Annotated in this window: 18 protein-coding genes; all 18 read left to right on the top strand. The window is 29.4% G+C overall.

Annotated features, from left to right (window positions below):
• Positions 1-6 precede the first annotated feature (6 nt).
• The 18 genes from mqnP to trxA all read left to right on the top strand — a co-directional run bounded on the left by mqnP (position 7) and on the right by trxA (position 12109).
• Positions 7-882, top strand: coding sequence for a menaquinone biosynthesis prenyltransferase MqnP (gene mqnP, locus EL235_RS07125; RefSeq protein WP_039627137.1), 876 nt, complete (start codon positions 7-9; stop codon positions 880-882).
• On the top strand, positions 873-1376 hold the full coding sequence (locus tag EL235_RS07120) for a hypothetical protein (protein ID WP_039627136.1): 504 nt from the start codon (positions 873-875) through the stop codon (positions 1374-1376). The genes mqnP and EL235_RS07120 overlap by 10 nt, the downstream gene beginning before the upstream one ends.
• Positions 1369-1890: a DUF6115 domain-containing protein gene (locus EL235_RS07115; RefSeq protein ID WP_114640681.1), complete on the top strand. Its 522-nt coding sequence runs from the start codon at positions 1369-1371 to the stop codon at positions 1888-1890. Before EL235_RS07120 ends, EL235_RS07115 begins: the two co-directional genes overlap by 8 nt.
• A 9-nt stretch (positions 1891-1899) precedes the next feature.
• On the top strand, positions 1900-2868 hold the full coding sequence (gene moaA / locus EL235_RS07110) for a GTP 3',8-cyclase MoaA (RefSeq protein WP_039627132.1): 969 nt from the start codon (positions 1900-1902) through the stop codon (positions 2866-2868).
• Positions 2868-3617 carry a 7-carboxy-7-deazaguanine synthase QueE gene (locus tag EL235_RS07105; RefSeq protein WP_126341128.1) on the top strand — a complete coding sequence of 250 codons (750 nt, stop codon included), beginning with the start codon at positions 2868-2870 and terminating at the stop codon, positions 3615-3617. The genes moaA and EL235_RS07105 overlap by 1 nt, the downstream gene beginning before the upstream one ends.
• Positions 3614-4198 (top strand): 6-pyruvoyl trahydropterin synthase family protein, encoded by a 585-nt coding sequence (locus EL235_RS07100; protein WP_114640679.1) that lies wholly within the window; start codon positions 3614-3616, stop codon positions 4196-4198. Before EL235_RS07105 ends, EL235_RS07100 begins: the two co-directional genes overlap by 4 nt.
• Positions 4198-4395 carry a hypothetical protein gene (locus EL235_RS07095; protein ID WP_039627127.1) on the top strand — a complete coding sequence of 66 codons (198 nt, stop codon included), beginning with the start codon at positions 4198-4200 and terminating at the stop codon, positions 4393-4395. The genes EL235_RS07100 and EL235_RS07095 overlap by 1 nt, the downstream gene beginning before the upstream one ends.
• A gap of 2 nt (positions 4396-4397) precedes the next feature.
• Positions 4398-4808, top strand: coding sequence for a hypothetical protein (locus EL235_RS07090; protein ID WP_039627125.1), 411 nt, complete (start codon positions 4398-4400; stop codon positions 4806-4808).
• On the top strand, positions 4808-5470 hold the full coding sequence (locus tag EL235_RS07085) for a 16S rRNA (uracil(1498)-N(3))-methyltransferase (protein WP_114640678.1): 663 nt from the start codon (positions 4808-4810) through the stop codon (positions 5468-5470). Before EL235_RS07090 ends, EL235_RS07085 begins: the two co-directional genes overlap by 1 nt.
• Before the next feature lie 77 nt (positions 5471-5547).
• Complete coding sequence (gene rpmE, locus EL235_RS07080; RefSeq protein ID WP_012662118.1) at positions 5548-5748, top strand: 50S ribosomal protein L31; 201 nt, start codon at positions 5548-5550, stop codon at positions 5746-5748.
• Complete coding sequence (gene rsmI / locus EL235_RS07075; protein WP_039627123.1) at positions 5748-6566, top strand: 16S rRNA (cytidine(1402)-2'-O)-methyltransferase; 819 nt, start codon at positions 5748-5750, stop codon at positions 6564-6566. The genes rpmE and rsmI overlap by 1 nt, the downstream gene beginning before the upstream one ends.
• 19 nt (positions 6567-6585) lie before the next feature.
• The gene (rlmB, locus tag EL235_RS07070; protein ID WP_039627121.1) at positions 6586-7266 is read left to right on the top strand and encodes a 23S rRNA (guanosine(2251)-2'-O)-methyltransferase RlmB; all 681 of its coding nucleotides are present in this window, start codon (positions 6586-6588) and stop codon (positions 7264-7266) included.
• Positions 7259-8137, top strand: coding sequence for a hypothetical protein (locus tag EL235_RS07065; protein WP_126341127.1), 879 nt, complete (start codon positions 7259-7261; stop codon positions 8135-8137). The genes rlmB and EL235_RS07065 overlap by 8 nt, the downstream gene beginning before the upstream one ends.
• A complete protein-coding gene (locus EL235_RS07060) occupies positions 8131-8937 on the top strand; it encodes a hypothetical protein (protein WP_114640674.1) in 807 nt (268 codons plus the stop codon). Before EL235_RS07065 ends, EL235_RS07060 begins: the two co-directional genes overlap by 7 nt.
• An 11-nt stretch (positions 8938-8948) precedes the next feature.
• Positions 8949-10151 (top strand): LL-diaminopimelate aminotransferase, encoded by a 1203-nt coding sequence (locus tag EL235_RS07055; RefSeq protein WP_114640673.1) that lies wholly within the window; start codon positions 8949-8951, stop codon positions 10149-10151.
• 1 nt (position 10152) lies between these two features.
• Positions 10153-11406, top strand: coding sequence for a homoserine dehydrogenase (locus EL235_RS07050; RefSeq protein WP_126341126.1), 1254 nt, complete (start codon positions 10153-10155; stop codon positions 11404-11406).
• On the top strand, positions 11406-11744 hold the full coding sequence (locus tag EL235_RS07045; protein WP_039627115.1) for a YraN family protein: 339 nt from the start codon (positions 11406-11408) through the stop codon (positions 11742-11744). The genes EL235_RS07050 and EL235_RS07045 overlap by 1 nt, the downstream gene beginning before the upstream one ends.
• Positions 11745-11794: 50 nt before the next feature.
• Entirely contained in the window at positions 11795-12109 is a 315-nt protein-coding gene (gene trxA, locus EL235_RS07040; protein WP_039619298.1) for a thioredoxin, read from the top strand.
• Positions 12110-12133 lie beyond the last annotated feature (24 nt).

Genomic DNA, 12133 nt, shown 5'->3' with positions numbered 1-12133 from the left:
GAAAAAATGCCTATATTAAAAGAAAAATTAAAAGATATTTTAGATTTGATTGTTTTTAAGCATTCTATTTTTGCTTTACCCTTTTTATTCACTTCAATGATTGTAGCTTCTGTTATTTTAAATGATAGCACTTGGTTTGGCTTTAAGGCTTTGTTTTTGGGTGTTATTTGCGCAGTGAGTGCAAGAAATTTTGCAATGGCGATTAATCGTTTGATGGATGAGGATATTGACAAAAACAACCCAAGATGTGCAAATAGACCTAATATCGATGGACGTATAGGTAAAGCTAGTATTTTGCTTTTTATTATTTTAAATGCTATTATTTTTGTTTTGGCAAGTTATTTTATTAATAAATTAGCCTTTGCTCTTTCTTTGCCGGTATTGTTTATTTTAGCTATTTATTCAGCTTTTAAAAGATTTTCATCCTTAGCGCATTTAGTATTAGGATTTTGCTTAGGACTTGCTCCTATTGCAGGTAGCATTGTAGTTTTGGGAAGTATTGAAATTTATAGTGTTATTTTGTGTTTGGGTGTTACTTTTTGGACAGCCGGTTTCGATTTGCTTTATGCTTTGCAAGATATGGAGTATGATAAAAAAACAGGCTTACACTCTATACCTGCTAAATTTGGACTTGAAGCGACCTTGTTTATCTCAGCATTTTGTCATGTTTTAGCAGTGCTTTTTTGGCTTTTATTTGTTTGGGTGGCTCCAACGGGAAATATTGCTTTTTTAGGCGTGATAATTAGTGCGATTATTTTATTTTTTGAACACCGCATTGTTAGAAAGAATTTTGCAAAAATTGATAAAGCATTTTTTACTTTAAATGGTTATTTAAGTATAGTGTTTTTTATATTTATTTGGGTTGATCTTTTATGGAGATAAAATTTTTTAAAAGCTCATTAGAACTTGAGTTTGAAGAGAGCAAAGAAAGATATGAAGAGTTTTTGCAAGAATATCTTTCAAGTAATAATTATGTCAATTTAAGTAAATGGAAAAAACTTGCCTCAAGAGTGGAATTTAGTGAAGGTGAACAAATTATTTTTGATTTACTTATGGATATAAAACAAGAATTGTATTTGATAAAAAATGATATCAATAAAACAAAACTATTTACAGATTTAAAACATAAAGCCTTTGTGGTGGGTGTAAATTTTGCACACATTCAGTTTAAAGATAAGTGTTTAACTCAAGGTGAGGAGTATTATGCAAGATTTGAGCTAAATGGTCAAAAAATTAGTATTTTTTTTAAAGCCTTAAATGAAAATGAGGCAAAAATTACACAAATAAAAGCAGAAGATGAGCTTGTATATGATAATTTTGTGGCAAATATGCAAAGAGCGATGATTAAGATTTTAAAGGAGCAAGAAAATGGGTAGTGATTTATTATTGTGGCTTGTGGTAGCTTTATTAATTTTTGCTATGTTTGCTTATATGATGATAAAAGAAAAAGAAAGTATTGCTAAGATTAATGAACTTGGTAAGATGATAGAAGATTTAAATAAGCAATATCATTATTTAAAAAAAGAAAGCTTAGGTGAGCAAGAGCAAGAAAAAGAAGAAATAGACACCGAAGTTATTAAAGAAGAGCTAAAAGAAGAGCTTTTGCAAGTATTAGAACAAAAAATTAATCAAAACATTATTCCTATTTTAAATGCTTTAAAAGAAGTGGAAGAAGTTATTGAAGAATTTCAAAGTGAGCAAAAAAATCGTTTGTTAAATTTAGAACAAAAAACCCAAAGTATTACAAAATTAAGCCCAAGTTATGATAATGAAGAGCAAAAGGTGATAGAGCTTTTTAATCAAAAAAAATCCATAGAGCAAATTGCTAAAGATTTGCGTATAGGTATGGGCAGGGTTGAACTTATCTTGAAATTTAATAAATTACTATAAAGGCTCTTTATGTTAGTGGATAGCTATGGAAGAGTGATAGATTATTTAAGAATTTCAGTAACACAAAGATGTAATTTTCGTTGCCTTTATTGTATGCCAAAAACTCCATTTGAATGGAGCGCTAAGGAAAATCTTTTATCATTTGAAGAACTTTTTATGTTTGTTAAAGTTTGTATTGATGAAGGAGTTAAAAAAATTCGCATTACAGGTGGTGAGCCTTTAGTAAGGAAAGATTTGCATAAATTTATTGCTATGATTAGTGAGTATAAGCAAGATATAGACTTAGCACTTACTACTAATGCTTCTTTATTAAAACAACAAGCAAAAGATTTAAAGCAAGCAGGTTTAAAAAGAATTAATATCTCGCTTGATACCTTAAAAGAAGAAATAGCTTTTAAATTAGCCCAAAAAAACATACTTAAAGATGTGTTAAGTGGTATCAATGAGGCTTTAGAATTAGGTTTTAATATTAAATTTAACACCGTAGCTCTTAAAGGGATTAATGATAGTGAATTTATCGATCTTTTAGAATTTGCTAAAGTACGCAAAAGCCAAATTCGCTTTATAGAATTTATGGAAAATTACCATGCTTATGGGGATTTAAAAGGTTTAAAATCAGCAGAAATTTTAAATATCATTGCTCAAAAATATTCTTTTAAACAAGGACAAAAAAGCCCAAATGCACCTGCGACTATTTATAAACTTGAAGATGGATATGAGTTTGGTATTATTGATCCACATAGCCATGATTTTTGTGATAGTTGTAACCGTATAAGACTTTCAGCTGAAGGACTTTTGATACCTTGTTTGTATTATGATGAAGCTTTAAGCATTAAAAAAGCTATACGCAATAAAGATATAGCGGGTGCTTGCGAAGTTTTAAAAACCGTGATAAAAAATAAATCAGAAAAAAACAGATGGGCAGAAAATGAAGCTAATCAAAGTTCTACAAGAGCCTTTTATCAAACAGGTGGATAATGGAAGTTGTTGAGACTTTTTTAAGCTTGCAAGGTGAGGGAAAATATAGTGGAAATTTAGCTATATTTGTAAGGTTTGCTGGGTGTAATTTTAACTGCATAGGCTTTGGAGTAAAAAAAGAAAAAGATTCTAAAATGCTTTTGGGCTGCGACACCATAAGAGCTGTTTTTACAAAAGAATTTAAAACTTGTTATAAAACATATACTTCAGCAAAGCTTTTTGATGAGGTTTTAAAACTAGCCAATTCACGCAAAGTTATAGTTGTTATTACGGGTGGAGAGCCTTTGTTAAATTATCAAAATAAAGATTTTTTGTATTTTGTTAATTTGCTTTTGGAAAATGATTTTAAGGTGCATTTTGAAACAAATGCAAGTATTGAAATTGACTTTAAAAAATATCCTTTGTATAAAAAATGTTATTTTGCTTTGGGTGTAAAGCTTAGCAATAGTGGTGTAAAAAAAGAAAAAAGGATTAATGAAAAAGCTTTGAAAGCTTTTAAACGCTATGCTAAAGATAGTTTTTATAAATTTGTTTTAGATAAGGATTTTTTACAAGAAAGTAAAGCTTTAGGTGAAATCAATGAAATTTTACAAATTTGTGAAAATGAGGTTTTTTGCATGCCTATGGGATCAAGTGAAGAAGAAATTTCTAAAAATGCCTTAAGTGTTGCTGAATTTTGTATAAAAAATGGATATAATTACTCTGATAGATTGCATATTAGAATTTGGGGAGATAAAGAAGGCGTATGATTATTAGAAAAATGTTTGAATTTGAAAATGCTCATATTGTTAGATTTTGTAGCTCCAAACGATGCAAAACAAGCATACATGGCCACTCTTATAAGGTAGAAATTTTACTTGAGAGCAAATACCTTGATAATGCTGGAATGGTGTATGATTTTGGTTTGTTAAAAGATGAGATAAAGCAAATTATTGATAGTTTTGATCATGCTATTACGCTTTTTAAAGATGATGATAAAGTTTATTTAGAAGATATGAAAAAACACTCGCAAAGATGGGTGAGTTTGCCTGTGAATGTAAGTGCGGAAAATTTTGTACGCATATTTTTTATTTTGATAGATACCTTGCTTTTAAAGACTAAGATGATTAATGGCGAGCAAGGTGTAAGTTTAAAAAGTATCATTGTGCATGAAACAAGAACAGGTTATGCGCAAGGTTTTAGAGAAGATGCCTATAGTGAGTTTTTGCCAAAAATAAATTTGACAGATATTGAATTTTCACAAGCTATAAGCAATGAATGGAAAGATAAAGATTTTTTTAAAAAACTTCAAGATGCAAATTTTGTTTTTGTCAATCAAAAGGAGGTATGATGAAAAAGATTTTGCTGGTTGTGTCATTATTGCTTTTTATGGCTTGCTCAAATCAAGAAAATAATAATACAAAAAAAGAAGTGCAAACCGAACAAGTTCAAATTGAGCAAAGTGACTCTAATGTTATTATAGACGATGAAACGCTTCCTATACCTGTAGATGATGATATCAAAGATGAAAATAGCACACAAGGATAGTGATGGACCAAAGTTATGAGTTTTTTTTAGCATTACATGTATATAGTCTATATACAAATGGCTTTTTAATGTTGTTTTATTTGTATCTAACACAAAGTAGTTTTTCACAAGAGTTTATTTTTATAAAAAGAATTCGCTTATTTTTACCAATTTATTACTTGTTTTTAGCGATAACACTTTTTACTGGAAGTTTGCTTTGGGCCTTAAAGCATTTTGAACTAAATTTCTATATATTTTCTATGTGGTTTTGTTGGATTTTGATTTTTGCTTTGGCTATTTATCAATTTGTTTTATTTAAAAAAGCAAGATTGTTTAAGCGTTATGCTAAATTTAGATTTTTAAGCTTTTTTATTTTATGTTTTGGGATATTTTTGCTTTTTGTGCCTTATTTACTTCAAAGGTTTTATTTTTAATGCAATTTTTGTATCATCCACAAAGCGGTATTTTAAATTTAGAGTTGGAAAATGAAGCTTTTTTACACTTAAAGGCTCGAAGAATTAAAGTAGGTGATAAAATCATATTAAAAAATCTAAAAGATTTTTTTGCTTATACTTATGAATGCATAGAGTTTTCTAGACGCTCTTGCGTATTAAATTTACTTGATAAAAAAGAAGAACAACAAGAATTAAAAAAGTATTTACATTTAGCTTTGGCAGTGATTGATCCAAAAACTATAGAAAAAACCTTGCCTTTTTTAAATGAACTTGGAGTAGCAAAGCTTTCTTTTGTGTATATGGAATATTCACAAAAAAATTTTAAATTAGATTTCAAAAGAATGGAAAAGATTCTTATAGAATCATCCCAGCAATGTGGTCGTGCTTCTTTAATGGAGCTTGAAAGCTTTGATAATTTTAAAAAATTTCAGCAAACTTATGAGAACATTGTTTTGATAGATTTTGAAGGTGAAGATTTATTGAGCTTTGAACCTAGTAAGTATGTGTTTTTAGTAGGTGCTGAAGGTGGATTTTCTCAAAAAGAAAGAGAGGAGAATATAAAAAAAGCAAAATTACAAGTTGATTTCATACTCAAAGCGCAAACAGCTTTGGTGGGGGTTGCTTCAAAATTTATAATTTAAAAACATGCTTAAATTTAGCTATTTTTTATATAAAAATCTATATAATTACGCCTTAATGTTTTGAAAAAGGATAAACAATGAAAAAAGAAATTCACCCAGAATATGTAGAATGCAAAGTTAGCTGCGCTTGTGGAAATTCTTTTACTACTAAGTCAAATAAACCAGAAATTAAAGTTGATATTTGCTCAAGTTGCCATCCATTTTTTACAGGTAGTGAAAAAATCGTAGATGCAGCAGGTCGTGTAGAGAAATTTAAGAAAAAATACGCAATGCAATAATGTTATATTTTATTCCTACGCCTATAGGAAATTTAAACGATATTTCTTTTCATTCTTTAGAAATTTTACAAAAATGCAAACTCTTTTTATGCGAAGATACGAGAGTTTGCAAATCCTTAGTTCATCTCCTTAATGAAAAATTTAATTTAGAAATAAAACCTGATAAATATTTATCTTTGCATACTCATAATGAAAAAGATTTTTTAGCAAAAATAGATGGTGATTTTTTTGAACAAGATATTGCATATTTGAGTGATGCAGGTATGCCAGGTATTAGCGATCCGGGGCAATTTTTAATCGAATATGTCATTAAAAACAATATTGACTATGAAGTCTTAACAGGATCAAATGCTGCTTTACTTGCATTAGTTTCAAGTGCGTTTTGTAAAAAAGAATTTATTTTTATGGGTTTTCTGGCTAATAAAAATCCTCAAAGACAAAAAGATATTGAAAGCTTGCTACTTAATCCTTATCCTAGTATAGTTTATGAAGCGCCTACTAGAATACTTAATTTAGTAGAAGAAATTAGTAAAATAGATCCTTTAAGAGAAATTTTTATCATAAAAGAAGCAACAAAGAAATTTGAAGCTAAATTTAGAGCAAGTGCTTTGGAAGCTTTAAAGAAATTAAAAACAATGGACTTGCGTGGCGAATGGTGCGTGGTGGTAAGTGCTAAAGCAAAGCAATTTCATCAAAATACCTTGTGTGAACAAGATATTTATGATCTTGATTTACCTTTAAAAGTAAAAGCAAAGCTTCTTTCGAAAATCAACGCAAAATCTCCAAAAGAAAATTATCAAAAACTGCTTTTAAGTTGAATTTGGTTATTATTTAAAAATGATAGTTTATGGTAAGCAAGTGTTTTTTTATATCTTAGAAAGACACAAAGAAAAAATTAAAGAAATTTATTTAGCAAAAGAATGTGAAAAGTCTGATTTTTCAAAAATAGCAAAGGCTTCAAAAAAAATTAAGAAACTTGATTTTAAAGCCGCTCAAAGCTTGGCAAGAGGTGGAAACCATCAAGGTTTTTTAATGGAAATTGATGAGTTTGAATTTAGCTCTTTTGAGAGTTTAAAAGAAAAAGACTTTATAGTTATTTTATATAATATTAGTGATGTTGGAAATATAGGTGCTATCGTGCGTAGTGCTTATGCTTTGGGTGTTGATGGGATTATTTTGGTAGCTAAAAGCGTGGCTATGGATGGAGTTATTCGTGCAAGTAGCGGCGCAGCTTTAGATATGAAAATAGTCTTAAATGATGATATTTTAAGCATGATAAATGAGTTAAAACAAAAAGGTTTTTATATCTATGCTAGCGCAAGTGGAGGTAGTGATATACATACTATTAAAACCAAAGATAAAAAAGTTTTGATTATGGGAAGTGAAGGTTTTGGCATAGCACCAAAGGTGCTTAAAAAATGCGATGAATGCGTAGGTATAAAAATGCACAATAATTTTGATAGCTTAAATGTTAGTGCAGCATTTGCAATACTTTGCGATAGGATGAAAAATGGATAGTTGGAAAAAATTAGAAGATTTAAATTTGTTAGAAGTTCAAAAAAGAACTCAAATAGAAGTAGCTTGTCTTGAATATATTATTAAAAAAGATTTTAAGTCTTTATCTCGCTTTAATGTAAATGGTTATATTAAAATTTTACAAAGAGAATATGAGTTTGATTTTTCTAATTTTTTAGAAGAATATCATGCTTACTTGGAAGAAAATGGCATTGAGAAAAAAAATCATGTGCATATTTCACCTAGAATGAACTCATACACTAAAGAAGGTTCGAGTATATGGTATATTGTGATTATAGTGGTAGTGCTTTTAATAGTGGTTCTAGCTTGGGGTGTTTCAAGATTTTTCCAAAGTTCTACATTGGATGAAAATACTACCAATGTACTAAATCAAGAGCAAATTGTTTTAGAAGAAAAAGTTGATGAAAACGAAACCCAGGTTCTTAATTTTTTTGCTGATGAAATCATAGAAAGCAACGAGACAAATACAAGTACTATTTTAGAGCCAATAGATGAGAACAATAATACCATAGAAGAAACATTGGAAGATAATACCAGCTTAAATATGCCTGAGGAAAATATGATTTTACTTAATGAAAGTATCGTAAAGCCAAGCGCAGAACTTTGGTTTGGTATGGTAGATTTAAAAACTTTCAAGAAAAGTTCTTTAACTATTAAAAATGATTATGTTCTATCTTTAGATAAAGATATGTTAATTACAACAGGTCACGCTGCTTTTAGTTTAAATGATGAGAATAATAATACTTTAGAATTTAAAAACGGTGTGTCTAAATTTTTAATGATTAAAGATGGTAAAATCAAACAAATTACAAAAGCTGAGTTTATAAAAGAAAATAGAGGAAAATTATGGTAAGAATTTTCCTATTTTCTATTCTTTTTACTCTTAACGCCTTTGCATTGAGTGCCTTGGAAGTTGCTAGGCATATTGTTAATGATAATTCTAAAGATGCAAAATTGGAGCTTTTATTTGCAAGAAATGATTATAAAGATGAACGCGGAAATGTAGATATTTATACTATTTCTCAAATTTTAAAAACCAATTCTTTGGCAAATTTTATACTAAGTGAGCCAAAAACTTTAACTTTTAGTTTTAAAGCTCAGGCTGATTCTGTTTTATTTTTTAAAACGATTAATGATACTTTAAACGAGCTAGGCTATGTGTATTTTATACCAATTGAGTTAATTTTAAGAGAAAATTATATTACCTATAAATTGGCCGTAGATTCTCAATATATGCTTGATCCAGGAGTTTTTTATAAGGCTTTGTTGGGAAGTTCTGTTTTTATTAAAGATATTTCTAAAATTTCAGAGTTAAATTATGAATATGAGCTAGATTTTTCAAAAGCAAAACCTAAAGTTAATACTCAAATTCCACTAAATACTATTACTCAATTAAATAAACCTTTAAGAGAATATATTATTGATTTGCAAGGTGCAAAAAGTATGGAGCTTAGTGCACACAATTTTGACTCTTGGTTTTGTAAAATTCAGTTTTTAGATAAAAATTTAAATTTTATTCAAGGTGTAGAAAATACACACAAGCAAAATGAAGTAAATGTAAATATACCATTGGGTGCAAAATATGCTATTATAGGGGATATGTTTAGCCTTGATAATATAAAAAGGGGTTTAAAAATTTACTTAAGACGCTAAAAGGATGGACAATGTTTGAAGAAATTCATTTTAATACCATAGAAAGACTTCCAAATTATGTTTTTGCTGAAGTTAATGCGATTAAAATGGCAGCAAGAAGAGCAGGGGAAGATATAATAGATTTTTCTATGGGAAATCCTGATGGTAAAACCCCTCAGCATATTATAGACAAGCTTTGTGAAAGTGCAAATAAAGATAAAACTTCAGGTTATTCTGCTTCGAGTGGAATTTATAAACTAAGACTTGCAATTTGTAATTGGTATAAAAGAAAATATGATGTTGATCTAGATCCTGAAAGCGAAGTAGTTGCAACGATGGGTTCTAAAGAGGGCTTTGTAAATTTAGCAAGAGCCATAATTAACCCAGGAGATGTAGCTATTGTACCTACACCTGCTTATCCTATACATACTCAAGCTTTTATCATAGCAGGTGGTAATGTAGCAACTATGAATTTTGATTTTAATGAAAATTATGAATTAAATGAAAATATTTTTTTTGAAAATTTACAAAAAACACTACATGAAAGCATTCCGCGTCCAAAATATGTAGTGGTAAATTTTCCGCATAATCCTACAACAGTTACAGTAGAAAAAAGTTTTTATGAGAGATTGGTTGCTATGGCAAAAAAAGAAAGATTTTATATTATTTCTGATATTGCTTATGCAGATTTGACTTTTGGTTCTTATAAAACTCCTTCGATTTTTGAAGTTGAAGGTGCTAAAGATGTGGCAGTAGAGACCTATACACTTTCAAAATCTTACAACATGGCAGGTTGGCGCGTAGGTTTTGTGGTGGGTAATAAACGTTTAATTGCGGCTTTGAAAAAGATTAAATCTTGGTTTGATTATGGTATGTATACTCCTATACAAGTTGCTGCCACCATAGCTTTAGATGGAGATCAAACTTGTGTTGAAGAGATTAAAGCAACTTATGCAAGAAGATTAGAAGTTTTACTTGATTCGTTTTTTCAAGCAGGGTGGGAACTAAAAAAACCTAATGCAAGTATGTTTGTTTGGGCAAAACTCCCTCAAAGTAAGGCTCATCTTGGTAGTATGGAATTTTCTAAACAGCTTTTGCAAAAAGCAAATGTAGCGGTGAGCCCTGGAGTTGGCTTTGGTGAAGCGGGCAATGAGTATGTTAGAATAGCTTTAATAGAAAATGAAAATCGCATTCGTCAAGCAGCAAGAAATATAAAAAAATATTTAAGAGAATAAAATGAAAATAGCAATTTTAGGTTATGGCACAGTGGGAAGTGCTGTTGTAGAAACTTTATTAAAAAATCAAGATTTAATCAAAGCAAGATGCGATGAAGAAATTATTCCAGTGATTGCTTTAGCAAGAAATCTAAAACCAAATGCATTAATTCCTGTGGTTAATGATATTGATAAGGTTTTAGAGCGTGAAGATATTGATGTGTTTGTGGAGTTAATGGGTGGTATTGATTTACCCTTTGAGTTAATTTCAAAGATTTTAAAAAGAAAAAAATCAGTAGTAACTGCCAATAAAGCTTTGCTTGCTTACCATCGTTATGAGCTTGAAAAATTAGCACAAGATACAGCTTTTGGTTATGAAGCAAGTGTGGCAGGTGGAATTCCAATTATTAAAATTTTAAAAGAGGGCCTGAGTGCTAATAATATTGTTTCTATTAAAGGCATTTTAAATGGTACAAGCAATTATATTTTAAGTAAAATGACCGAAGATAATGCTAAATTTCAAGAAGTATTAAAAAAGGCTCAAGATTTAGGATATGCCGAAGCTGATCCAACCTTTGATATAGAAGGTTTTGATGCTGCACATAAGCTTTTAATTTTAGCAAATATTGCCTATGGATTAAGAGTAAAACCTGAGGATATCTTGATTGAGGGTATTAGCAGGGTAAGTGATGAGGATATTTACTTCGCAAAGGAATTTGAGTATACCATAAAGCATTTGGGTATTGCTAAAATAAAAGATGAAAAAATAGAACTAAGAGTTCATCCTGCTATGCTTAGTAAAGATAAAATACTAGCAAAAGTTGATGGGGTGATGAATGCCATCAGTGTAGATGGGGATATTTTGGGTGAAAGTTTATATTATGGCCCAGGAGCAGGTGGCAAGGCAACTGCAAGTGCTGTTATAGCTGATTTAATCGATATAGCAAGAAAAGAAAAAAATAGTGCTATTTTTGGGTATTTAAATGATACTTCTTATAAACTTTTAAATAAAGATGAAATTTATACAAGATATTATTTAAGATTAAAAGTATTAGATAAAATAGGGGTATTATCAAAAATCACACAATTAATGAGCGAACATCAAATTTCAATCGATACTTTTTTACAAAAACCTAAAAAAGAAAAGCAAGATTGTAGCACTTTATTTTTTATCACGCATCAAACTTATGAAAAAAATATACAAATTTTAATTCAAAAACTTAAAGAACAAGAATTTGTAAAAGATGATGTTTTTATGATGAGAATAGAAGATTAATGGCTTTATTGCAGTATCTTTTTGGTAAAAAAGGAGAGGATTTAGCGTGCGAGTATTTAAAAACTCAAGGTTTTGAAGTTTTAAAAAGGAATTTTCATTCTAAATTTGGAGAAATCGATATCATTGCTAAAAAAGATAAAATTTTACATTTTGTTGAGGTTAAAAGTACGCAAGGAGATTATGAAGTAGCATATAGATTAGATAATAAAAAATACAATAAAATCATCAAAGCTATAGAGTATTACTTTATGAAACACAAAAGTGATGAGAATTACCAAATAGATTTACTTTGTGTATATAAAGATGATATAAAGCTTTTAGAGAATATTGGTTATTAAGAGAATATTTATTCTAATTTAATAAAATGTGAAAAAATAAAGGAGAAAAAATGGGAAAATATATAGATTTAACTACGGAAAATTTTGCACAAGCAAAAGAAGGTGTAGCTTTAGTAGATTTTTGGGCTCCATGGTGTGGACCTTGTAGAATGCTAGCTCCAGTAATTGATGAACTTGCAAATGATTTTGACGGTAAGGCTAAAATTTGTAAGGTAAACACAGATGAGCAAGGTGATTTGGCTGCGCAATTTGGTGTAAGATCTATCCCAACTATCATTTTCTTTAAAGATGGTGAGGTGGTTGATCAACTAGTTGGTGCTCAATCAAAACAAGCTTTAGCAGACAAATTAAACTCGCTTTTATAATTTTAAGCCACTTTTTTGTGGCTT

Source organism: Campylobacter lari, assembly GCF_900638335.1.
Lineage (GTDB): Bacteria > Campylobacterota > Campylobacteria > Campylobacterales > Campylobacteraceae > Campylobacter_D > Campylobacter_D lari_E.
The sequence above is the reverse complement of the archived record's forward strand: the minus strand, read 5'-3'. Positions and strand labels throughout refer to the sequence as shown.